At 68.3% G+C, this 21696-nt stretch carries 20 protein-coding genes; 4 read left to right on the top strand and 16 right to left on the bottom strand.

The features are described 5' to 3' along the window. Window positions 1–7: 7 nt before the first annotated feature. From Q5Z10_RS00725 to glnA, 7 genes are all read right to left on the bottom strand, one after another. A complete protein-coding gene (locus Q5Z10_RS00725; protein WP_303637454.1) occupies window positions 8–2053 on the bottom strand; it encodes a TonB-dependent receptor in 2046 nt (681 codons plus the stop codon). 162 nt (window positions 2054–2215) lie between these two features. Beyond that, complete coding sequence (locus Q5Z10_RS00720; RefSeq protein WP_303637453.1) at window positions 2216–2530, bottom strand: hypothetical protein; 315 nt, start codon at window positions 2528–2530, stop codon at window positions 2216–2218. Between the two features lie 84 nt (window positions 2531–2614). After that, window positions 2615–3781, bottom strand: coding sequence for a murein transglycosylase A (gene mltA / locus Q5Z10_RS00715; protein WP_303637452.1), 1167 nt, complete (start codon window positions 3779–3781; stop codon window positions 2615–2617). Window positions 3782–3930: 149 nt separating this feature from the next. Then, window positions 3931–4677 carry an N-acetylmuramoyl-L-alanine amidase gene (locus Q5Z10_RS00710; RefSeq protein ID WP_303637451.1) on the bottom strand — a complete coding sequence of 249 codons (747 nt, stop codon included), beginning with the start codon at window positions 4675–4677 and terminating at the stop codon, window positions 3931–3933. A gap of 110 nt (window positions 4678–4787) precedes the next feature. Further along, entirely contained in the window at window positions 4788–6218 is a 1431-nt protein-coding gene (locus Q5Z10_RS00705; protein WP_303637450.1) for an ammonium transporter, read from the bottom strand. A 21-nt stretch (window positions 6219–6239) separates the two neighbouring features. Beyond that, window positions 6240–6578, bottom strand: a complete 339-nt coding sequence (locus tag Q5Z10_RS00700) for a P-II family nitrogen regulator (RefSeq protein ID WP_004134334.1) — start codon at window positions 6576–6578, stop codon at window positions 6240–6242. Between the two features lie 349 nt (window positions 6579–6927). Beyond that, entirely contained in the window at window positions 6928–8337 is a 1410-nt protein-coding gene (gene glnA / locus Q5Z10_RS00695) for a type I glutamate--ammonia ligase (RefSeq protein ID WP_303637449.1), read from the bottom strand. Between the two features lie 220 nt (window positions 8338–8557). Between glnA and Q5Z10_RS00690 the strand changes: the two genes are divergently transcribed. The 3 genes from Q5Z10_RS00690 to Q5Z10_RS00680 all read left to right on the top strand — a co-directional run bounded on the left by Q5Z10_RS00690 (window position 8558) and on the right by Q5Z10_RS00680 (window position 10834). After that, the gene (locus tag Q5Z10_RS00690; protein ID WP_303637448.1) at window positions 8558–9352 is read left to right on the top strand and encodes an undecaprenyl-diphosphate phosphatase; all 795 of its coding nucleotides are present in this window, start codon (window positions 8558–8560) and stop codon (window positions 9350–9352) included. A 73-nt stretch (window positions 9353–9425) separates the two neighbouring features. Next, complete coding sequence (locus tag Q5Z10_RS00685) at window positions 9426–10253, top strand: META and DUF4377 domain-containing protein (RefSeq protein WP_303637447.1); 828 nt, start codon at window positions 9426–9428, stop codon at window positions 10251–10253. 119 nt (window positions 10254–10372) lie between these two features. Beyond that, complete coding sequence (locus Q5Z10_RS00680) at window positions 10373–10834, top strand: META domain-containing protein (RefSeq protein ID WP_303637446.1); 462 nt, start codon at window positions 10373–10375, stop codon at window positions 10832–10834. A gap of 86 nt (window positions 10835–10920) precedes the next feature. Here Q5Z10_RS00680 and Q5Z10_RS00675 read toward each other — a convergent pair whose 3' ends face one another. The 9 genes from Q5Z10_RS00675 to Q5Z10_RS00635 form a co-directional block, all read right to left on the bottom strand. Continuing rightward, entirely contained in the window at window positions 10921–11532 is a 612-nt protein-coding gene (locus Q5Z10_RS00675) for a YbhB/YbcL family Raf kinase inhibitor-like protein (protein WP_303637445.1), read from the bottom strand. A 10-nt stretch (window positions 11533–11542) separates the two neighbouring features. Further along, window positions 11543–13621 (bottom strand): tetratricopeptide repeat protein, encoded by a 2079-nt coding sequence (locus Q5Z10_RS00670; protein ID WP_303637444.1) that lies wholly within the window; start codon window positions 13619–13621, stop codon window positions 11543–11545. Window positions 13622–13677: 56 nt separating this feature from the next. Continuing rightward, window positions 13678–14712, bottom strand: coding sequence for a YheT family hydrolase (locus tag Q5Z10_RS00665; protein ID WP_440138116.1), 1035 nt, complete (start codon window positions 14710–14712; stop codon window positions 13678–13680). 7 nt (window positions 14713–14719) lie between these two features. Next, window positions 14720–15511 carry a lysophospholipid acyltransferase family protein gene (locus tag Q5Z10_RS00660; protein ID WP_303637442.1) on the bottom strand — a complete coding sequence of 264 codons (792 nt, stop codon included), beginning with the start codon at window positions 15509–15511 and terminating at the stop codon, window positions 14720–14722. A 118-nt stretch (window positions 15512–15629) separates the two neighbouring features. Continuing rightward, window positions 15630–16064, bottom strand: coding sequence for a hotdog fold thioesterase (locus Q5Z10_RS00655; protein ID WP_303637441.1), 435 nt, complete (start codon window positions 16062–16064; stop codon window positions 15630–15632). A gap of 10 nt (window positions 16065–16074) precedes the next feature. After that, the gene (locus Q5Z10_RS00650; protein ID WP_303637440.1) at window positions 16075–18141 is read right to left on the bottom strand and encodes a phospholipase D family protein; all 2067 of its coding nucleotides are present in this window, start codon (window positions 18139–18141) and stop codon (window positions 16075–16077) included. Further along, entirely contained in the window at window positions 18138–18719 is a 582-nt protein-coding gene (locus tag Q5Z10_RS00645; protein ID WP_442758965.1) for a YceI family protein, read from the bottom strand. The genes Q5Z10_RS00650 and Q5Z10_RS00645 overlap by 4 nt, the downstream gene beginning before the upstream one ends. Window positions 18720–18762: 43 nt before the next feature. Further along, the gene (locus Q5Z10_RS00640) at window positions 18763–19239 is read right to left on the bottom strand and encodes a SixA phosphatase family protein (RefSeq protein ID WP_303637439.1); all 477 of its coding nucleotides are present in this window, start codon (window positions 19237–19239) and stop codon (window positions 18763–18765) included. 39 nt (window positions 19240–19278) lie between these two features. Beyond that, a complete protein-coding gene (locus Q5Z10_RS00635) occupies window positions 19279–19908 on the bottom strand; it encodes a nucleotide-binding protein (RefSeq protein ID WP_303637438.1) in 630 nt (209 codons plus the stop codon). A 123-nt stretch (window positions 19909–20031) separates the two neighbouring features. Here Q5Z10_RS00635 and Q5Z10_RS00630 point away from each other — a divergent pair, with 123 nt between their 5' ends. Continuing rightward, on the top strand, window positions 20032–21516 hold the full coding sequence (locus tag Q5Z10_RS00630; protein ID WP_303637437.1) for an AAA family ATPase: 1485 nt from the start codon (window positions 20032–20034) through the stop codon (window positions 21514–21516). The last annotated feature ends 180 nt before the right edge of the window (window positions 21517–21696 follow it).

Genomic DNA, 21696 nt, shown 5'->3' with positions numbered 1-21696 from the left:
GGCCGTGCTACAGCTTCATGTTCAGGCCGACGAACACGCTGCGACCCGGGGCCGGCGAGAACATCGGGCGGGCGCTGTCCCAGAAGAAGCTGTCGTACCAGGCGTAGGCGTACTCGCGTCCGGTCACGTTCTTCAGCTGCAGGTCCACGCTCCAGCGCGGGTTGATCTGGTACGCGGCGCTGAGGTCGAGCACGGCGAAGCCGCCGAACTTGCCGGCCACGTTGCGCTCTTCCAGGTAGTAATCGCCCTGTGCCCGCGCCTGCAGGCCGAGGCGCAGCGCGTCGCTGGCGCGGTAGTCCACACCCAGGTTGCTGATATGGCGCGGGGTGGCGGCCACTTCGCGGCCCTGCAGGGAAACGCTGGCATCGCGGTCGTCGCGGGTGATCTTCGCTTCCTGGTAGGCGTGCGACGCCCATACCGTCCAGTCGTCGCCCAGCTGCAGGCTCACCTGCGCATCCACGCCGCGTCGGCGGGTCTTGCCCAGGGTGACCGTGGTGCCGGTGGCCGGCATGTTGGATACCTCGTTTTCCGCGTCCTGCTGCCACACCGCCAGGCGCGCCTGGCTGCCGGCGAACGGTTCGAACTTCAGGCCCAGCTCCATGCCGGTGTTGGTGGACGGCTGCATCGGCGCCTGCCCCGGGGTCAGATAGGCCGGTGCGGTGGAGCCGGTGAGTACCTGGAACGTGCGGCCCCAGTTGGCGTAGACGTGGGTGGTCTGGCCCAGGCTGTGGATGACGCTCAGCTTGGGCTGGCCGATGCTGCCGTACTCCTGCAGGCGACCACTGACACCGTTCATCAGGTGGGTGCGGCCACTGAAGCGGTCGACGCGGTAGGCCGGCACGATCTTCCATGCCTCGGCCGGCTGGTAGATGGCCTGCACGTAAGCGCCCCAGTTGTCGAAGCTGTGGCGGTCGTTGTTCTGCACGCGCGCCGGTGGCTGGCTGAAATCGGTGGGTTCGGCGTAGGCGTAGCGCTCGCGGAGGTAGCCGTTGTCCTGCTGCTCGTAGTTCAGGCCGCCCTCGACGGTAAGTGCGGGGCTGGCCTGCCAGGTGAGCGTGCTGAGCAGGCCGGCCTGGCGCTCGTCCCACACCCGGCGCTGGCGCGGCAGGTTGCCGCTGGGCAGGTCACTGAAGGTCACGCGGCGGTCGTCTTCATAGCGGTTGTAGTACAGCCGCGTGCCGAAGGTGAGCGCGTCGGACAGCTTCAGGTCCAGGTGCGCGGCGACTTGGCGCATGTCGCGGTCATCACCGTCGTTGCCATTGCGCAGGTCGCTGCCACGGCGGTGCTCGCGCAGTTCGTCGGCGGTCATGAAACCGGGTTCGTCGGCCTCATGGTGGTAGGCGCGCGCGCTCAGGCCCACGCGCAGACCGTCCTCCAGCGAACCGAAGAACCACTTGCCGCCCAGCGAATACTTCTTCGAGGTGTCGTGGTCGCGGTAGCCATCGCTGGCCTGGGTGCCGATGAAATAGTTCTGCGCAAAGCCCTTGGCTTCACGGCCGACCGCCAGCTGCGCATCGCGGGTGTTGTAGCTGCCGTACGCCAGGCGCGCGTCGGTGTAGGTGCCGCCCTGGCGCGTCCCGAAGTTCACGTTGCCGCCGATGTTGTGCAGCCCGTAGCGCGGATCGTTGGTACCGCGCACCACTTCGATGTAGCTGATTTCCAGCGGGAACAGCATGTCGATGAAGCGCTGGTTGCCGCTGTTGACGTTGCTGGGGATGCCGTCGATGAGGGTCTTGATGGCGTTGAGGTAGCCCTCGCCGTTGAAGGCGCGGAAGCTGACCTTGCCCGATTCCGCACCCTGCCGCGTTTCGGTGAGCTGGATGCCGGGCATCTGCCCCAGCAGCTCCCAGCTGTGCGAGACGTTGCGGTCTTCGATCTGGTCCGCGCCGAGGACGTCCACCGAGGTCAGCACCTGGTGCGCGCTGAGCTGGCCTTCGCCGTGCTGGTGCACCTGCACCTTGCCGAGGGTGAGCGCGGCGTCGGCCGACTGTGCGAAAGCTTCAGGGGCGAACGGGGCGGCCGCGAGGGCGGCCACCAGCGTGGAGGTCTTCATGGGGAGGGGGAAGGCGCGGATGAAATGTAATCATATAACATTGCGTGCCGAGACCCGTAGCGTCGAGCTTGCTCGACCCTCACTTTTTGTAGCGTCGAGCCATGCTCGACGGGTGTTGCCAGAAGCAGTCGAGCATGGCTCGACGCTACATGGCTGGGGCTGTTACACCGGGTAGCCGGTGGCTTCCCGGGCCTTCTTCCAGGCGCTCTCGAATTCGCGCGCGCTGATCTCGTCGTCTTCGTCGAAATCGAGGAACGACACCGGCTGGTCGGCCAGCAGGAAACGATCGTCGCTGTGGGCATGCTCGTCGGCCCAGACCATCTTGGTGCCGTAGATTTCCACCTGGCGCACGATCTTCTCGCCGCGCGCTTCCATCAGCACGTTGCCCTTGCCCAGGGCCGATTCGGCCCAGTGCTTGTAGTACTTCTTTGCGGCGGATTTCGCGCCGGATCTGGCGTTGTGCTTTGCGTAGGTCATTGCAGAGGTCCTGGCCGCAGACGCGGCCGGAAAGTTCGGAATGGCGCCATTATCGCCCGGCCACGCAGCCCGCAGGTGGACGCTTCACGGGGCTGGCGCCGGCAGCGCCACACCCTTCGGCCACAGCATCCAGAGATTGCCCTTCTGCTTCATGTCGCCGGCCAGCTTGCCTGCAGCATCGCCACTGCCCCAGTACAGGTCGGCGCGCACTTCGCCGGCAATGGCGCCGCCGGTGTCCTGCGCGGCCACGGGGCGCACCACCGGGCTGCCGTCCGGGCGCGTGGTGGACAGCCACAGCAGGCTGCCCAGCGGCACCACGGTGCGGTCCACCGCCACGCTGTAACCAGCGGTGAGCGGCACGTTCAGCGAACCACGCGGACCCTCAGCGCTGTCCGGGTTGCGCACGAAGAACACGTAACTGGGGTTGCTGCGCAGCAGTTCCGGTACGCGCGCGGGGTTGGCCCGGGCCCAGGCACGGATCGCGTCCATGGTGACGTCTTCCTTCTTCAGCTGGCCCTGGTCCACCAGCCAGCGGCCGATGGCGCGGTAGGGGTGGCCGTTCTGCTCGGCGTAGGCCAGCCGCACCTGCGTGCCATCAGCCAGGCGCACCCGGCCGGAGCCCTGGATCTGCAGCAGCTGCAGGTCCATCGGGTCGGTCAGCCAGGCCAGCACCGGGGCCTTGGCGCCCTTGGCCGCGATGGTGCCGGCGTCGTCATAGGGCTTGAGCACCTTGCCTTCGACGCGCCCGCGCAGGCGCTTGCCTTTCAGTTCCGGGTAGAGGCTCTCCAGCTGCACCACCACCAGATCATCCGGCGTGCCGTACACCGGCACTGTGGCCGTGTCGGTGCGGGTCAGGCTGCCGGGGTAGATCGGTTCGTAGTAGCCGGTGATCAGCCCGTCGGCCTGATGGCCGCCGGCACGCAGCGCGTAGACATCAAGGTCGCGCTGCAGGAACTGGCGGATCGCGGCCGGGTCCTTGTCGGGCACCGTCGCGGCGGTGGCACAGGGCGTGGCCCAGACCGCATCGTTCTTCAGGCGGGTGCAGCTGCTGCGCCAGGCAACGAAACCGGCCTGCAGGTCGGTATCGGAGACCGCCGGCAGCGCCTTCCAGTCAACCCTGGCGTAGGTGGCGGCGACGGGCTTGGCCGCGGCCGGTGCTTCGGGGCGGGTGCCGGGGGTGGAGCAGCCGGCGAGCACAGTGGCGGCGAGGAGGGTGAGAAGCGCGCGTGGAGGCGACAGAACGGTGATCATCATCGCAATGTAGTGGGGCCGATGGTGGCCCGACAACCATCCGGGTGGGTCGCGCCGGGCGGTGCCCGGCGAAAGCGGATCCCGCGCGACGCGCTCGCCGGGCATGGCCCGGCGCTACCGGCATTCGGGTCCTGCGTTACGGCGAATGGCTAGGGCGTCTGCAGCAGCAGCGAGTGCAGGATGCGGGCGTCTTCGGCGTCCAGTGTCTTCGGCAGGTCGTCGCGGCCACGGAAGCGGCGGTGGAAGGCGGCGACGGTGGCTTCGCGGTTGTCGAGCGGATAACCGAAGCGGGCCAGCGCATTCCACACGTCGAAGCCTTCGGGTGCGGGGCCATCCGCGGCGCGCGGCCATACCCCGAAACCGGCCTCGGCCAGCTGCTGCCACGGGAAGAACCGGCTCGGATCCTGCTTGCGCGTCGGCGCCAGGTCGGCATGGCCGATCACCTGCCGCGGCGGGATGTTGAGGCGCTCGGTCAGGTCACCCAGCAGCTGGATGAGCGAGGCGATCTGCGCGGGCGCGAACGGCGTGCTGCCGTTGTTGTCCAACTCAATGCCGATCGAGGCCGAGTTGAGATCGGTGATGGTGCCCCAGCGTCCGCTGCCGGCATGCCAGGCGCGGCGCTCGTCGCTGACCAGCTGGTAACGATGGCCATCGGCACCGATCAGGTAGTGCGCGCTGACACGGCCACCACTGTTGGCGGTGCGCAGCGTGTGCAGGCTCTGCTGCACCGAGTCCTGCTCGGTGTGGTGGATGACGATGATGACCGGATCGCGCGCGTTCTGGTTGGGTGACGGCACCCAGGTGGCGAGCGGGTTGCGGGTTTCCTGCGGCGCGGACGCACAGGCAGCCAGCAGCAGGCAGGCCGAGAGCAGCAGGGACGTACGGATCGGGTGCATGCGCCCGATTGTGCGCGATCGGGCGCGATGATGCATGCCGCGGTGCCAACCAACGCTCGGCACCCACCATGGCGGCGGCAGGCGGCCCCGCAGGGCCGCCCGCCGTTACCTCAAACCTCGTACGCCGATTCGCCGTGCGAAGTGACATCCAGGCCGGTACGCTCGGCCTCTTCGGTCACGCGCAGGCCGACCACCACCTTCACCAGCAGCAGGATGGCCGCAGTCACCACCGCCGACCACACCACGGTCAGGCCGACACTGACCACCTGCACCCACACCTGGTGGCCGATATCCAGATCGGCCTTGGTGCCGCCCAGCGACTGCGCACTGAACACGCCGGTGAGGATGGCACCGACGATGCCGCCGACGCCGTGCACGCCGAACACATCGGCGGTGTCGTCCACCTTCAGCAGGCGCTTCAGGCCGGTCACGCCCCATACGCAGACCACGCCGGCAACGAAGCCGATGACGATCGCGCCGAGCGGGCCGACGGTGCCGCAGGCCGGGGTGATGCCGACCAGGCCGGCCACCGCGCCCGAGGCGGCACCCAGTGCCGACGGCTTGCCCTTGCCGATCGCTTCCACCAGCGTCCAGCCGAGTACGGCGGCGGCCGTGGCCAGCACGGTATTGAGGAAGGCCAGCGAGGCCACCGTATCGGCGGCGGCGGCGGAGCCGGCATTGAAGCCGAACCAGCCGACCCACAGCAGCATCGCGCCGATGTAGGTGAACGGCACGTTGTGCGGCTTCAGCGCGGTCTGGCCGTAGCCCAGGCGCTTGCCGACGAACCACGCGCCGACCAGGCCGGCCACACCCGCATTGATGTGCACCACGGTACCGCCGGCGAAGTCGATCGCGCCCAGTTCACCCAGGTAGCCGCCACCCCAGACGATGTGCGCCATCGGGATGTAGCTGAGGGTGAACCACAATGCCGAGAACAGCAGCACCGCACGGAACTTGATGCGTTCGGCGAAGGCACCGACGATCAGCGCGGTGGTGATGCCGGCGAAGGTCGACTGGAAGGCGACGAACAGGTAGTCCGGCAGGCCCTTGATCGGCGTATTGCCGACCGACTCCGGCGTGAAGCCCTTGAGGAAGGCGAATTCGGTGAATGAACCGAAGAACGGGTTGCCGGCGCTGAACACCGCGCTGTAGCCATAGGCCACCCACAGCAGCAGCACCAGCGAGAACACCACCAGGATCTGGCTGAGCACCGACAGCACGTTTTTCGAACGCACCAGGCCGCCGTAGAACAACGCCAGGCCGGGCACCACCATCAGCAGCACCAGCAGGGTCGAGGTGAGCATCCAGGCGACGTCGCCACGATCATAGGCGGCGGCCACTTCGGCCACGGCCGGTGCAGCAGCGGCCGCTGCAGGATCCTGCAGCGGTTCAACCGCCACGCTTTCGCTCGGCAGCGGCGTCACCTGGGCCTGGGCATGGGCGCTGCCCGGCCAGGCACCGGCGGCCAGCGCGCTGAGCAGCATCAACAGGCACACCAGATGGAACCGGGCTTGCCACCCGGTGAGAAGGCGCATCTTCATGGGGGAGTCTCCGGAAGGGGGTTACAGCGCGTCAGCACCGATTTCGCCGGTGCGGATGCGGATGACCTGTTCGACGGCGGTGACGAAGATCTTGCCGTCACCGATCTTGCCGGTGCCTGCCGACGACTGGATCGCTTCGATCACCGCGTCGGCACGCTCATCGGTGACCACGGTTTCGATCTTGATCTTGGGCAGGAAATCGACGACGTACTCGGCGCCGCGATACAGCTCGGTGTGGCCCTTCTGGCGGCCGAAGCCTTTCACTTCGGTCACGGTGATGCCCGACACGCCGGCATCGGACAGGGCCTCGCGGACCTCGTCGAGCTTGAACGGTCGGATGATGGCGGAGATCAGTTTCATGCGCATGTCCCGAGGGTGGATGGGGCCAGCGCGCCAGCGCGCGTTGGCATCAGGCAACCACGGGTCATCAGGAAGATGACCGTGGCTGTTGCACCGGACACGTACAGGGCCGGGACGGCCGTGCCTCTCTCCTTGCACGACCGACGCGGGAGGGAGGGCGGCCCTGGTCGCGTATCCGGTCTCTCACTTGCCCCTGGATCAGCGGGCCGATGGCCCGCGTTCCCGTTGCAGCGGACCCGCGGTCCGCACTACCACGACGGGCCGAGGCCCGTCCCGCGGCTCCCCAGCCGCGAAGAACGGAGGCGATGGCGGCGGGTGGGAGGGGGAGCCCACCGCCATCGCCGCCCGGTCAGCTGGCGTAGTACAGCTGGTATTCCAGCGGGTGGGTGGCCGCGCGGAACTTGGTCACTTCCTGCATCTTCAGCGCGATGTAGCCGTCGATGAAGTCATCGCTCATCACGCCGCCGGCCTTGAGGAACTCGCGGTCCTTGTCCAGCGCTTCCAGGGCCTGGTCCAGCGAGGAGCAGACCTGCGGGATCAGCTTCTCTTCTTCCGGCGGCAGGTCGTACAGGTCCTTGTCGCTCGGTGCGCCCGGGTCGATCTGGTTCTTGATGCCGTCCAGGCCGGCCATCATCAGCGCGGTGAAGGTCAGGTAGCCGGACTGGATCGGATCCGGGAAGCGCATTTCAATGCGGCGCGCCTTCGGGTTGGACACCCACGGAATACGGCACGAGGCCGAACGGTTGCGGGCCGAGTAGGCCAGCATCACCGGCGCTTCGAAGCCCGGCACCAGGCGCTTGTAGCTGTTGGTGCCCGAGTTGGCGAAAGCGTTGATGGCCTTGGCGTGCTTGAAGATGCCGCCGATGTACCACAGCGCCAGCTGGCTCAGGCCGCCGTAGCCGTCACCGGAGAACAGGTTGGCGCCGCCCTTGGACAGCGACTGGTGCACGTGCATGCCGCTGCCGTTGTCGCCGACGATCGGCTTGGGCATGAAGGTGACGGTCTTGCCGTTGCGGTGCGCGACGTTCTTGATCACGTACTTCATGCGCAGCAGTTCGTCAGCCTTCTGCACCAGGGTGCTGAACTTGGTGCCGATCTCGCACTGGCCGGCGGTGGCCACTTCGTGGTGCTGCACTTCCACTTCGATGCCGACCTGTTCCAGGGTCTTGCACATCTCCGCACGCAGGTCGTGCAGGGTGTCGGTCGGCGGCACCGGGAAGTAGCCGCCCTTCACGCCCGGGCGGTAGCCGCTGTTGGCGCCGTCGTACTTGGCGCCGCTGTTCCAGGCGGCTTCTTCGGAATCGACCTTGAAGAAGGTGTTGCCCATTTCATTGGCGAAACGGACCGAGTCGAAGATGAAGAATTCCGGCTCCGGGCCGAAGAACGCGGTTTCGGCGATGCCGGAGGACTTCAGGTAGGCCTCGGCGCGCTTGGCGATGCCACGCGGGCAACGGCCATAGGCCTGCATGGTCGCCGGATCGAGGATGTCACAGCTGATGACCAGGGTCGGATCGGCGTAGAACGGATCGACGTACGCGCTGGACGGGTCCGGCAGCAGCACCATGTCCGACTCGTTGATGCCCTTCCAGCCGGCGATGGAGCTGCCATCGAACATCTTGCCTTCTTCGAACAGCGACGGCTCGACGATGCTGACCGGGAAGGTCACGTGCTGCTCGACGCCACGCATGTCGACGAAACGCAGATCGACGAACTCGATCTGGTTGTCCTTGATCAGCTTCTCAACGTTTTCCACGGACATCGGTACGACCTCGGGATGGGGATGAATGCCTGCTGAGGTACAGCAACGACCGTGCCAACTTTTCCAACCGCGCAAGCCCTTGATTTCAAAAGCGCTGCCCGATCGCGGTGCAGCTCCGTGCGCACCAAACCGGTGCACGATCAACCATACGCACCCCTTTGGTGCGGTGTGGATCGTCTATCCTCTCGGGCTTCTTCCGCCGCCCGCGCCCGCACCGTCCATGTCCGACCTGCTCTCCGCCCTGCTGCTGGGCATTCTCGAAGGCTTGACCGAATTCCTGCCGATCTCCAGCACCGGCCATCTGCTGATCGCCCAGCATTGGCTGGGCGCGCGCTCGGACTTCTTCAACATCGTCATCCAGGCCGGCGCGATCGTGGCGGTGGTACTGGTGTTCCGCCAGCGGCTGCTGCAGCTGGCCACCGGCTTCGGCCAGCGCGAGAACCGCGACTACGTATTCAAGCTCGGCGCCGCCTTCCTGGTGACCGCCGTGGTCGGCCTGGTGGTGCGCAAGGCCGGCTGGTCGCTGCCGGAAACGGTCAGCCCGGTGGCCTGGGCGCTGATCATCGGTGGCCTGTGGATGCTGCTGGTGGAGGCCTACACCACCCGCCTGCCCGACCGCGACCAGGTGACCTGGACGGTGGCCATCGGTGTCGGCCTGGCGCAGGTGGTGGCCGGTGTGTTCCCCGGTACCTCGCGCTCGGCCTCGGCCATCTTCCTGGCCATGCTGCTGGGCCTGAGCCGCCGCGCGGCGGCCGCCGAGTTCGTGTTCCTGGTCGGCATACCCACCATGTTCGCTGCCAGTGCCTACACCTTCCTGGAACTGGCCAGGGACGGGCAGCTGGGCAGCGAGAACTGGAGCGAGGTGGGCGTGGCCTTCCTTGCCGCGGCCATCACCGGCTTCGTCGTAGTGAAGTGGCTGATGGGCTACATCAAGTCGCACCGGTTCACCGCCTTCGCCGTGTACCGCATCGCGCTGGGCGCGGCGCTGCTGCTGTGGCTGCCGTCCGGCAGCTGAACAGCAGCGGCGGACGCCGACCCCGTTGCCGGCCCCACCCCGTTTCCCCCACGGTTCCCCAAGGAGAATCACCATGAACCGCAAGCTCACCCTGCTCCTCCCGCTGGCCCTGCTGGCCGCCTGCAGCCAGACCCCGGCCCCGGCCGGTACCGGCGGCGACGACATGGCCCCGGCGGCGGCCAAGGCGGCAGACCAGAAGACGCTGGCGCACCTGGACGCGCAGCGCCTGCAGAGCCAGCACTGGTTGCTGCAGCAGGCCACCGCCGCCGACGGCAAGCGCATCGATGCGCTGTTCGCCCGTGAAGACAAGCCGGTCACCCTGGACTTCGCCGAGGGCCGCGTGTCGGTCAGCAACACCTGCAACCGCATGGGCGGCAGCTACACCCTGGCCGACGGCACGCTGAGCGTTAGCGCGATGGCCTCGACCATGATGGCCTGCACCGACAAGGCGCTGATGGCGCTGGACCAGGCCGTCTCCAGCCGCCTGGAGGGTGAACTGAAGGCCGGGCAGGACGCCAACGGCGTGCTGACCCTGACCACCGCCAAGGGCGATGTGCTGGTGTTCAACCCGGAACCGACCGCTGAAACCCGCTACGGCGGCGCCGGCGAAACCGTGTTCCTGGAAGTGGCTGCCAAGACCCAGAAGTGCTCGCACCCGCTGATCCCGGACTACCAGTGCCTGCAGGTGCGCGAAGTGAAGTTCGACGACAAGGGCCTGAAGCAGGGTGAGCCGGGCGCGTTCGAGAACTTCTACGGCAACATCGAGGGTTACACCCACGAAGACGGCGTTCGCAACGTGGTGCGCGTCAAGCGCTACGAAGTGAAGAACCCGCCGGCCGATGCGCCGTCGCAGGCGTACGTGCTGGACATGGTGGTCGAATCGGCCATCGAGAAGAAATAAAGCGATGGAAGGGCGGCCGCGAGGCCGCCCTTCTTCGTTCCGTAGAGTCGAGCCATGCTCGACTGCTGCTACGGTCAGTCGAGCATGGCTCGACTACGAAACGCATCAGGGAGATCGGCATGAAGCACGTCCCCATCCTCATCACCGCTGCACTGCTGGCCGTGTGCGCGGAGGCCTCCGCCGCCAGCACGCCCTCCACCGCCCAGCTCGAAGCCCACACCTGGAAGCTCACCCGCGCCACAGACGCAGAGGGCAGGCGCATCGGTGCGTTGTTCGTCCGCGGTCGCAAGCCCTATACGCTGCACTTCCAGCACGGTTACATGAGCGAGTGGAACCTGTGCAACAACGTCAGCAGCCAGTACCGGCTGCAGGGCAACCAGCTGATCCTGGAGAACGGCATCCAGACAACGGTCGGATGCATGCGTGCTGACATCGTCGTGCAGCAGGAGCGCGCAGGAAAGCTGATGAGCAGCCGAAGTGCGGCGCCGACGCTTGAGCTGGATGACCACGGCGCACTGGTACTGCGCAACGCGCAGGGCGATACCGCGGTATTCAAACCGGCGCCGCTGCCGGCGAACTGACCATGGACGCCGTCGAGCATGGCTCGACGCTACCGCTGGAGCCGGCCGCTGGCCGGCGTCTTCCCTGCCCCGCTCTGCAGAGGCACTCAGCCCAGCGCCGGGTTCAGCGTGTAGGTGCCGTGCAGTGCGGCTTCGGCCAGCACGTGGCCGTGCATGGCCCGATACGCGTCGGCGGCGGTGAAGCGTGCCGGCAGCTGCAGCGAGGCCACGTCCAGCGCGAACACGCGGAAGAAATAGCGATGCACGCGCTCATCGTTGAACGGCGGATACGGGCCGTCATAGCCGAGGTAATCCCCGGCCATGTCCGGATTGCCGGCGAACCAGCCGGTGAAATCGTTCAGGCCCTGGCGGCTGCCGGCCGGGCCGGCCGGCGCGGTCTTGCCCTTCACTACGAAGCCATCGCTGCAGCTGCCAGCGGCAATCTCCTGCACCGAGGCCGGAATGTCGGCCATCACCCAGTGCACGAAATCGCAACGCGGCTGATCGCGCGGCACGCTCATGTCGTCGCGGCCGACCGTCTCCGGCACCGTCGGTACGTCAGGGTCCACGCACACCAGCAGGAACGAACGGGTGCCTTCGGGTGCACCGCTCCAGGCCAGGTGCGGGTTGCGGTCGGGGGCAAAGCCGGCGGCATCGCCCGCAGCGAACTCGCGGTCGATCGGTGCGCCGTTGGTCAGGCTGTGGCTGCTCAGTTGCATCGGGCTCTCCTCACTCTTCCGGGTAGCCCAGGCGCACCGCGATCGGGGTGAGCTGGGCGAAGGCGGCGCTCATCGCGTCGCGGTAGTTGCGCCAGTGGCCGGCCGGCAGCCGCGGCGTGCCCAGCTGCGCGGCCGGCGGCATCTGCCGCTGGAACACGCGGCCCAGCAGATCGGCCATGGCGTGCGGGTCGTTGCCGATGTCATCGATGCGCAGCAGCACGTGCGGATACAGGTCCTCCTCGTGCAGCGCCGCGATCTGGGTCAGCGCACGCGTCAGCCACTCGCTGGCTTCGGCCAGCGAGGTGACCGCCAACGGCGCTGCGGCACCGTAGGCGACCCAGTCCAGCAGCATGTCGCGCGGATCGCGCAGCACCAGCAGCAGGCGCCCGTGCGGCAGCTGCGGGCGCAGCGCCCACAACAGCGCGTTGTCCCACCACAGCAGCCAGTCGATCACCGTGTCGCCGTCCAGGCCACGGGCCGGCAGATGCTCGCGCCAGCGTTCCACCAGGCGTTCCGGACTCAGCACGCCGGACGCCAGGTCCTGCAGGGTGTGGTAGTTCTGGAAGGCATCGTCCGGTGGCGTGGCGGTGTAGCGATCGCTGCGCAGCACCGGGCTGGCCGCCGCCAGGCCGGTGGCCACGCGTTCCACCCCCGAGCCGGGCGGGCCCCACAGGAAGATCGGGGCCGAACCGCTGTTGCGGGTGGCTTCGTCGATGCTGGCCATCTCCGGCCAGCTCGGCGGAGCCTTGGCCTGCGGCGGCAGCGGCAGGCGCTGCGGCGCCAGTTCGGTGTGCACCGCCATCCAGGTCCGCAGTGCCTCCTCCGGCTGCCCGGCGCGGTCCTGGATCTCGCCCAGCCAGGTGCGCAGGTCGGCGCGGTGGCCTTCCCCGGCCTGCGCGATCAGGCCCTGCACCCGCGCCACGGCAGCGGCGGGATCGCGCTGCAGCAGGCCATCGACCAGGCGGGTTTCGGCGCTGACGCGCCCCGGCTCGAGGCTGGCGATGCGCGCGGCGACCGCTTCGGCCTGTTCGCGTTCGCCGGCCATGTCATGCAGGCGCATGCGCGCTTCCAGTGCCGGCAGGTGGGCCGGCATGGCCGCCATCCAGCGCTCGACGGTGGCGACGGCACCCTCGCCGCCCACCTGCTCCACGGCCAGGCGTGCCAGCCACAGGTCATGCAGCTGATCGTTGCTTTCCAGCGCGGCATCCAGGCGCGCGCGCGCTTCGTCGTCGCGGCCCAGGCGCTGCCAGGACATCAGCAGCAGCTGCAGCACCTGGCGATCGCCCTGCAGCGTCTCCAGCAGCGGCAACAGCTGCTCCAGCGCCTGCAGCGGCTGGCCGCTGCGCAGCGCCAGTTCACCGGCCAGGCGGCGCATCGGCGGCACGTCCAGCTCCGGATCCTGCAGCGCCTGCTGCATCGCTTCAGCGGCGGCATCCAGGTTGCCCTGGCGCAGCGCCAGCTGCACCACCATGCCGCGCAGCGAGGACATCTTCGGATTCAACGCCAGCACGCGCCGGAACGCCTGCTCGGCGAAGGCCAGCATGTCCTTGCCCAGGTAGGCGAAGCCCAGCGCGTACAGCACGCGGGTGTCGTCCGGCAGGGCCTGGCTGGCAGCGGACAGCAACGCCAGCGCGCGGTCGGCGTCACCGCGGCGAAGCGCGACCATGCCGTCGATGGTCAGCAGTTCGGGGTGGTCCGGTTCCAGCCGTGCAGCGAGCGTCGACAGCCGTTGGGCTTCATCGAAATCATTGCGACCCACCGCCAGGTGCGCCTGCATCAGGTAGGCGGGGAAGGCATTGGGGTTGAGATCGGTGGTACGCAGCAGCGCTTGGTCGGCGCCTTCGAACTGGCGCAGCGCGAGCAGCAACCCGGCGTGCTGGAGGTGCAGCTGGGCATCGTCGGGCGCCAGCTGCAGGGCCTGCTGCAGAGCGTCCATGGCCGCCTCGGCCTGGCCCTGCTGCTGCAGCGCCAGCGCCAGCCAGCGGTGGGCCTCGGCCTGGCCGGGTTCGTCGCGGGTCCATGCCTGGGCCAGCTGCACGGCCTGGCCGGCCTCGTTCTGGCGCAACGCTTGGAGGATCTGGTCTTGCATGGCGGTCCGGTTCAAGGGCAAACCCGCATTGTAGCGGGCCCGGCGCCGTTGCCGGTTCAGCCCGGCAGGACGCGCCGCAGGCGCTGGGCCACCCAGCGCTCGGAGAAACCATCGCCGCGCCAGTTTTCCAGGAAGCCGCAGTGACCGCCCCAGCACGCTGTCTCCAGCCGCGCCTGCTGCGGCAGCTGCCAGTCGCGGAAGGTCGCATAGGGGATCACCGGATCATCCTGTGCCATCAGGATGTCGGCCGGCACCTGCAGCGTGGACAGGCGATCCCCGGCAATCGAATAGCCGTCGAAGTAGGCCTGCAGCGAGCCGAAACTGGTATGCCGTTCGACCAGCCACGCGGTCAGCGCACGGATGTCCAGGTTCAGCACACGATCGTCGCAGTCGCTCAGTTCCGGGAACAGGTCGCGCTTGCGCCGCAGCGAACCGGCCCACTTGCGGCGGAAGTACCAGTCGTACATTGCCGGACCGTTCTCGATGCTTTCCATGGTCAGTGCCGGGTCCAGCACCGGGCATACCGAGGCCACCCGCAGCAGCGGGACGCCGGCCTGTGGCGCGCGCAGGGCCAGGCGCAGCACGAAATTGCCGCCCAGCGAATAGCCGGCGGCCACCAGCGGCAGTTGCGGCCAGCGCTGCGCGATATCGCCGGCGGCATGCACGACTTCGTCGATCAGGTTGGAGTGGAAGATGCCGGGATTGAGGTGGTGGGTATTGCCGTGGTCGCGGAAGTTCAGCCGTACCACGTCGAAGCCCTGTTCGAGCATGCGCGCGGCAGCCATGCGCATGTAGCTCGATTCGGCACTGCCTTCCCAGCCATGCAGCAGCAGTGCCATGCCGCGCGGCTCGCGCCCTTCCACATGGCTGTGCCAGCCCTGCAGGCGCACGCCATCGCCACCATCGAGGATCAGTTCCTCGCTGACCGCACCGGTGGCGGCCAGCAGCAGCAGGCCGCGCTGCAGGCGCATGCGGCTGGAGCTGAGCATCGACTGCAGGTGGGGATTGCGCAGCCAGCGCGGCGGCTGGTAATCGGACGCGGTGAGCATCGCCGCGTCGGCTCCAACGGACGGTGGCGGGAACACGGCCACCTTCGCCTCAATCCCCGCTCATGGCCGCCACGATGCGCGCGCGCGAAGTTTCCGCGATGCGCCGACGGCCTTCCAGGTCCTGGGTGCCGATCGGCGCCAGGAAATGCACTTCGGTGGGACGCGCCGGCTCGCCGAGCAGGCGCAGGAAATTGGCGAAGAAGCTCTCGCCCGGGCCGAAGGCCACGATGGTCTGCGCATCGCCGTGCCGGCCGTAGACCAGCGCCACCGGCTGCACCGGTACCCCGGTCTCGACCGCTGCCTGGAAGATGCGCGCGTGGAACGGGCCGACTTCGTGGCCACCGCGGGTGCGCCCTTCCGGGAACACGCCAACCGCCTTGCCAGCGCGCAGGCGCTCGGCCATGACCTGCATCACGCCACCGAGCGATTCGGTGTTGCCACGCTGGTGGAAGATGGTCTGGCCGCGTCCGGCCAGCCAGCCCACCACCGGCCAGCTGGCGATCTCGCGCTTGGCCACGAAGCCCATCATGCGCTGGCTGTGCAGGATGGAGATGTCGACCCAGCTGACATGGTTGGCGACGAACAGCACCGCGCCCGGCAGCGGCTGGCCGACGCGCGACAGGCGGAAACCGAAGATCCACATCAACCCGCCCTGCCACAGGTTCACCACCCGCGCGGCGAAGTCGTCCTCGCCCACGCGCACGGCGCCCCACGGCGGCAGCATGCCGATGAGGATCAACGGCAGGAACACGAGGATGTGGACCAACAGCAGCGGTACGCGGTACAGGTAACGGCACACACGCGCCACGCCGCCGCGGGGGGCCGGAGTGGGGGAAGTCATCCGCGCACGATACCGGAGGGCTGCCATCGCTGCCAGCTGAATCCGGCCATAAGTCGCGTTGACAGGGGCCATCGGCCAGGAACGCTGGGTTCCGCCGCCGGCGCCAGTGCGGCCGCGCTCAGCCGTGGCCGGCGGCCACCACGGCCAGGGTCAGCCGCGAGATGCAGACCAGCCGGCCCTGCTCGTCCTCCACGCGGATCTCCCACAGCTGGGTGCTGCGGCCCACGTGCAGCGCGCGGGCGGTGCCGGTGACCGTGCCCGAGCGCACCGCGCGCACATGGTTGGCATTGATCTCCAGGCCGACGCAGACCTGCTTGGCGGTGTCCACGCACAGGTTGCCGGCGCTGCTGCCCAGGGTCTCGGCCAGCACCACCGAGGCCCCGCCGTGCAGGATGCCGTACGGCTGCCGGGTGCGCTCGTCCACCGGCATGGTGGCCTGCAGCCAGTCTTCGCCGGCAGCGCTGAAGACGATGCCGAGGGTGTCGATGGCGGTATTGCGGCTGAGGGCGTTGAGCTGGTCGATGGAAACGGCTTCGCGGAATACCTGGGTCATGCGGCTACCTTCAGAGGATGGGGACAAGGCCGGCGCCGAAGGCCGTCAGCATGCGTACCAGCAGCCATTTCGGCCCGACGTTGACCTCGGGGAAATCACCCACCGCAACGTAACAGCGGTGGAAATCCGGGCTCTGCCGCGGCAGCGGCTGCGGGCAGTCCGGGCCGGGCTGGAATTCGTAATCGGTGGCATAGCGCCACGGCCAGAAATCGAGGATGGGCAGCGCCTCGGAGGCCTTGCCCACGCTGTAGTTCAGCCCGGACAGCAGCGGCGGTTTGGCGCGCGGCGCCACGGTCCAGGAATTCTGCGGGTGGATATCGCGCAGGATGCTCTGCGCCAGCTGTTCGGCAAAGACCGGATCGTCGATGATCACCGCGCCTTCGGTGTTGTAGTTCTCGCTGCGCGGATCGAAGTTGTGGGTGCCGACCACGCCGATGCGGCGATCGACCACCAGCGACTTGGCATGCAGCCCCATGCGCGCGCCCTTGCGGGTGACCGGCAGCGGCTTGTTGACCGCTTTGCTGCCCAGGAACGAGGGCCGCGTTTCGGTACGCAGCAACCGGGTCTCGACTTCGCTGCCGGCCGCGCGGCGGCGTGCGCGGGCATTTTCGTAGGCGCTGCCGGTGCGCGGGTGGATCACCCGCGCCGGCGGGCTGTCCGCCACCGGCGCGTCCTGCACCTCGTCACGGTCACGGCCGCCGCCGGCATTGCTGCCGGCAGCGCTGCCGCCGATCAGCGGGTTGCGGCCTGTCGGCCGGTCGGCGTCCGGCGCGGCGATCGGATCCGGCAGCAGGTTGCGGTAATCCACCGGCGCATCCAGCGGGAACGGCTTGAATTCGAAGATGTTGAAGCCCAGTTCGCGCATGTTGCGCCGCTTGTACTTGTACGACAGCGCATACACGATCGGGTTGTCGGTAGCGGCCAGGCTGTTGCTGGACACCACCACGCGCGGCGGCTGCGGGCGCTTGCGCAGCTCCCGGAACAACGTCTGCGCCGGCTTGGACAGCACCAGGTACGGTGTCTGCAGCAGCACTTCGTGCTGTGCGCCGGCAATCAGCGCATCCAGCTGCGGTTCGGTGACGTGCTGGCCGGCCAGCGGCGCATCCGCACGCTCGCGGCGGTGCTTGCGCGGCAGGTCGGCCACGTAGCGCACCGAGGCGACCGGCAGCGCGGTGTCCACGAACGAGCGGGTGACGAAGTCCACGTCGTTGGCTTCAGCGCTGACCCGCTGCACCCGCTCGGGGCGACGGAACTGCGCCGGCGGCAGCGCCGGCACGCCCTGCTTGAGCAGGGTACGACCGACATCGTTCAGGCGCTCGGCCGGGACGCTGCGCTGCGCGCGCCAGAACGCATCGAAGTTGGCCGCCATCGCCCGCGCTTCCGGACCGGCGATCAGCACATCGCGGTCGCGGAAGTTGTACTCGCGGTCCCAGTCGTAATAGTCGTCCTGGTAGTTGCGGCCGCCGACCACGCCGATCGCGTCGTCGACCACCAGCAGCTTGTTGTGCATGCGCTGGTTGAAGCGGCGGAAGCAGCACAGCACGCTGCCGGCATAGTCGAAGTAGTTCAGCCGTGCCTTGCCGAAGGTCGGGTTGTAGACCCGGAGCTGGAAGTTCTCGTGGGCGCCGGACAGGGCGCCCAGGATCTGCAGGTCCGAGATCGCCGACAGCTGGTCGATCAGCAGCCGCACCTTCACCCCGCGCCGCGAGGCCGCCAGCAGCTCGTCGATGACCAGGCGTGCGCTGTCATCCTTGTCGAAGATGTAGGTCTGCACATCGATGCTGCGGGTGGCGCTGCGCAGCAGGTTCAGGCGTGCGACCAGGGCGCCTTCCCCCTCGTCCAGCAGGGTGGCATAGTGGCGCGGCTGCTCCGGGGTCGATTCAGTGAACGCGCGGCCGGCAAGCGCCCGCAGCGGCGAGTCCATCGCGCAGCGGTCGGCGCGCTGGCAGTCGACCTGGGTAGAGCGTGCCTGCAGCGCAATGGCCTCGGCGCGGTCGCGCTGTGCGTTGGACAGCGACGCGCAGCCACTGCCCAGCAACACGGTTGCCAGCGCCAGTACACGCAGCAGCAGGTTCACGGTTTCGGCGCCTCGCTCAGGCGCGCTCGCAATACGAAGGTCACTCGGTCACTCAAGGCAAGCTGCCAGCTGTCCATGCCATACCGGCCTCTTTGCACGGTACCGCGGCTGACGACGTCGCAATCATAGCCGGGTCTGGCGCATTCCGCCTTTTCAACCCGCAGCGTCTCCGGGTGGCTGACCCCGCGCAGCGTCAGCCGGCCGTCGATGGCGCCACCCCCGGACACGGTCTCCGGCCAGTACGGCAGCGAGTCGAACTCCACGAACGGGTACCGGCCGGCGTCGAAGAACTCCGGCCCGCGCATCCAGCCGGTGTAGCGGTCCTTGCCGGGAATCTCCACGGTGCGCGTGAACATCTTCAGGTGGACCTGGTGGCGGCCGTCGGACAGCACCTCGATGCGGCCTTCGAAGCGTGGGAACACGCCCTCGATGCGCTGGCCGAAGCGGGTGCGGACCTCGAACCCGATCCGCGAGCGCTCGGTGTCCAGCTGCAGCGTGCGCGGCGACTCGGCCATCACCGGCGGCAGCGCGGTCGGTGGCGGCGGCGTGGCGGCCCAGGCCGGACCGATCGCCAGCATGGCTGGCAGCAGCACGCGGCCCGGCAACGCCCACCTCATCGGCTCACGGCCACCAGAACGCGTTCAGGCGGGCCACGCCCGGTTCGATGGTCGCTTCGCGCGGGAACCCCAGCACGGCCACGCCGCCCGGCGGCATGCCACGGTAGTCGCTGCTGGTGCCATCGGTCATCAGCGCCACCAGTTGTTCCAGGCCGGGGTTGTGGCCGACGATCAACACCCGGTCCAGCTCGCGGCGCTCATCCACCAGCGCGGCCAGGGTACCGGGCGTGGCTTCGTAGATGCGGTCTTCCAGGCGCTTCTCGACATAGCCGATCGCCGCCATCACGGCTTCAAGGGTTTCACGGGTGCGCCGCGACGGCGAACACAGCACGCAGTCCGGCTGCAGGTTGTTTTCCTTCAACCACTTGCCGGCGGCTTCGGCTTCGGCAAGACCGACCGGCGACAACGGCCGGTCAAGGTCGGCCTGGCCGGTGGTGGCCGGTTCGGCATGGGCGTGGCGGAGCAGGATCAGTTCGCGCATTGCGGGCTTCCAAGGGAAAGGGGGTGAAGAGCGGGGCGCTTACAGCTTCAGCCAGGACAACAGGGGCTCCCAGTCGGCCTGGTGCTCGCGCACCTGGGCGGAGCGGTAGTCGAACAGGCTGCGGCCAAGGCCGGTCATGACCACATAGCTCTGGCTGTCACGCAGCTGCGCCACCACCGGGTAGGGCCAGTCGGCCAGCATCTGCAGGGCCTGCTGCGAGGTCTGGGTCCAGGGCTTGGTGCGGTTCAGCACCAGCCCGACCGGCAGCTTGCGGCTGTGCACGCGCGGCACCTGGGCCAGGCTGTTGAGGAAGCCGACGATGGCTTCGATGTCCAGTGCCGAGGGCAGCACCGGGACCACCACGGCATCGGCGGCGTCGAGGAAATGTGGGATATCGTCGGCCAGTGCGCCGGCCGGTGCATCGATGATGACGGTATCGGTACCGTCGGGCAGCTTCTGTGCCCACTGCTTCTTGCGGTACACGTCCATCGGCAGCACCGCGCTGTCCAGCCCGGCCCGCCGCTGCGCCCAGCGGGTGCTGGAGCCCTGCGGGTCGGCGTCGGCGATCACCGTGGCCTTGCCCTGCAATGCCGCGTACGCGGCCAGGTGGGTGGCGACGGTGGTCTTGCCCACCCCGCCCTTGGAACCGGCCACCAGGATCGTCTTCATGCCAGCCTCGCTTCCGGGTACGTGCCCCGAGCGTACACCGACGGTGGTGACGGAAGGTAGCACCGTGCTGAACCGTGACACCCGGGCTTTGCTATGGTGACGCCCCCGAAGGATCGAACCGGCATGAGCGAGCTGCAGGACCTGAGCGCACTGATCCGCGCCAATACGCCGTTGATCGTGATCGAGACCCAGGACGAGGGTCGCATCGTCGAACTGTTCCGGCAGACGCTGATGCACGTCTGGCGGGCCCTGCACCGCTGGTCGATCACCGAGGGGCTGCGGCGCATCGACCTCGAGCGCGAGGATGCGGCCGTCGGCCCGCCCGATGCCAGCGCCGCCCTGCAGATGATCCGCCAGGCCGACCAGCGCGGCGTCTACCTGCTGCTCGATTTCCATCCCTACCTGGGCTATGCCAGCCACCAGCGTGCCCTGCGCGACCTGATCCAGCGCCGCCACAGCGAGCCGCATGTGCTGGTGCTGATCGGCGCCAAGGTCGAACTGCCGGCCGAGCTGGAAGCGCTGGCGGTGCGTTTCAACCCGCGCCTGCCCGATGCCAACGCCCTGCTGAAGATGCTGCGCGAGGAGGCCGACGCCTACGCCCGCGAGCACGGCGGGCGCCGGGTGGAAGTGGACAGCGAGGCGGTGAAGAAGATCCTGAAGAACCTGCAGGGCCTGAGCCTGGTCGATGCCCGGCGCATCGCCCGCCAGCTGATCTATGCCGACGGCGCCCTGCGCGACGACGACCTGCCGCAGCTGGCGCGGCTGAAGTTCGAGCTGCTCAACCGCAGTGGCCATCTGTTCTTCGAACACGACAGCGCGCGTTTTGGCGAGGTGGCCGGCGCCAACCGGCTCAAGCGCTGGATCAACCAGCGCCGGGTCGCGTTCATCGCCGGCTCGGCACCGGCCGGGCTGGACCCGCCGCGCGGCATGCTGCTGCTGGGCGTGCAGGGCTGTGGCAAGTCGATGCTGGCCAAGGCCACCGCCGCCGGTTTCGGCGTGCCGCTGCTGCGCCTGGATGTGGGTGCGCTGTACAACAAGTACCACGGCGAGACCGAAGCCAACCTGCGCCAGGCCCTGGCCTCGGCCGAGCAGCTGGCGCCATGCGTGCTGTGGATGGACGAGATCGAGAAGGGCCTGGCCACCAGCAGCGAGGACGGTGGCGTGTCACGGCGCGTGCTGGGCTACCTGCTGACCTGGATGGCCGAGCGCAAGGCACCGGTGTTCATCGTGGCCACCGCCAACCAGGTCCATGAACTGCCCGCCGAACTGCTGCGCAAGGGGCGTTTCGATGAAATCTTCTTCGTCGACCTGCCCTCGCCCGACGTGCGGGTGGAGCTGCTGCGGCTGCACCTGGGCCGGCGCCAGCTCAATGCCGAAGACTTCGCGTTGCCGGCGCTGGCGGCCGCAGCCGATGGCTTCTCCGGCGCGGAGATCGAGCAGGCGATCGTGGCCGGGCTGTATTCGGCACACGCCGAGGGCCGGCCGCTGGATACCGATCTGCTGATGGCCGAGATACGCGCGACGCGACCGTTGTCGGTGTTGATGGCCGAGCAGGTGGCGGCATTGCGGGCCTGGGCAGCCGGGCGCACGGTGTCCGCGGACGACTGAAGGCTGCTGCGAACGGCGCAGCCGCTCGTGGCTGGTCGCTGAAAGCAGATTCCGTGTTTGGCCGGGGCTTTTGTAGCGCCGAGCCCATGCTCGGCTGCATTTCGATCAGATATCGGATATTCGATTCCGATGCAGATTCATCCACGCATGGCGTGGATCTACGTGTCGACCAAGGTCGAC

Source organism: Stenotrophomonas sp. 704A1, assembly GCF_030549525.1.
GTDB classification, from domain to species: domain Bacteria; phylum Pseudomonadota; class Gammaproteobacteria; order Xanthomonadales; family Xanthomonadaceae; genus Stenotrophomonas; species Stenotrophomonas tuberculopleuritidis.
This window is presented reverse-complemented; position numbering and strand designations above follow the sequence as displayed.

What these genes read in the sequence shown, in the direction of transcription:
- Q5Z10_RS00725 (WP_303637454.1), bottom strand. Translation starts at nt 2,053, where the DNA reads ATGAAGACCTCCACGCTGGTGGCCGCCCTCGCGGCCGCCCCGTTCGCC.
- Q5Z10_RS00720 (WP_303637453.1), bottom strand. Translation starts at nt 2,530, where the DNA reads ATGACCTACGCAAAGCACAACGCCAGATCCGGCGCGAAATCCGCCGCA.
- mltA (WP_303637452.1), bottom strand. Translation starts at nt 3,781, where the DNA reads ATGATCACCGTTCTGTCGCCTCCACGCGCGCTTCTCACCCTCCTCGCC.
- Q5Z10_RS00710 (WP_303637451.1), bottom strand. Translation starts at nt 4,677, where the DNA reads ATGCACCCGATCCGTACGTCCCTGCTGCTCTCGGCCTGCCTGCTGCTG.
- Q5Z10_RS00705 (WP_303637450.1), bottom strand. Translation starts at nt 6,218, where the DNA reads ATGAAGATGCGCCTTCTCACCGGGTGGCAAGCCCGGTTCCATCTGGTG.
- Q5Z10_RS00700 (WP_004134334.1), bottom strand. Translation starts at nt 6,578, where the DNA reads ATGAAACTGATCTCCGCCATCATCCGACCGTTCAAGCTCGACGAGGTC.
- glnA (WP_303637449.1), bottom strand. Translation starts at nt 8,337, where the DNA reads ATGTCCGTGGAAAACGTTGAGAAGCTGATCAAGGACAACCAGATCGAG.
- Q5Z10_RS00690 (WP_303637448.1), top strand. Translation starts at nt 8,558, where the DNA reads ATGTCCGACCTGCTCTCCGCCCTGCTGCTGGGCATTCTCGAAGGCTTG.
- Q5Z10_RS00685 (WP_303637447.1), top strand. Translation starts at nt 9,426, where the DNA reads ATGAACCGCAAGCTCACCCTGCTCCTCCCGCTGGCCCTGCTGGCCGCC.
- Q5Z10_RS00680 (WP_303637446.1), top strand. Translation starts at nt 10,373, where the DNA reads ATGAAGCACGTCCCCATCCTCATCACCGCTGCACTGCTGGCCGTGTGC.
- Q5Z10_RS00675 (WP_303637445.1), bottom strand. Translation starts at nt 11,532, where the DNA reads ATGCAACTGAGCAGCCACAGCCTGACCAACGGCGCACCGATCGACCGC.
- Q5Z10_RS00670 (WP_303637444.1), bottom strand. Translation starts at nt 13,621, where the DNA reads ATGCAAGACCAGATCCTCCAAGCGTTGCGCCAGAACGAGGCCGGCCAG.
- Q5Z10_RS00660 (WP_303637442.1), bottom strand. Translation starts at nt 15,511, where the DNA reads ATGACTTCCCCCACTCCGGCCCCCCGCGGCGGCGTGGCGCGTGTGTGC.
- Q5Z10_RS00655 (WP_303637441.1), bottom strand. Translation starts at nt 16,064, where the DNA reads ATGACCCAGGTATTCCGCGAAGCCGTTTCCATCGACCAGCTCAACGCC.
- Q5Z10_RS00645 (WP_442758965.1), bottom strand. Translation starts at nt 18,719, where the DNA reads ATGCTGGCGATCGGTCCGGCCTGGGCCGCCACGCCGCCGCCACCGACC.
- Q5Z10_RS00640 (WP_303637439.1), bottom strand. Translation starts at nt 19,239, where the DNA reads ATGCGCGAACTGATCCTGCTCCGCCACGCCCATGCCGAACCGGCCACC.
- Q5Z10_RS00635 (WP_303637438.1), bottom strand. Translation starts at nt 19,908, where the DNA reads ATGAAGACGATCCTGGTGGCCGGTTCCAAGGGCGGGGTGGGCAAGACC.
- Q5Z10_RS00630 (WP_303637437.1), top strand. Translation starts at nt 20,032, where the DNA reads ATGAGCGAGCTGCAGGACCTGAGCGCACTGATCCGCGCCAATACGCCG.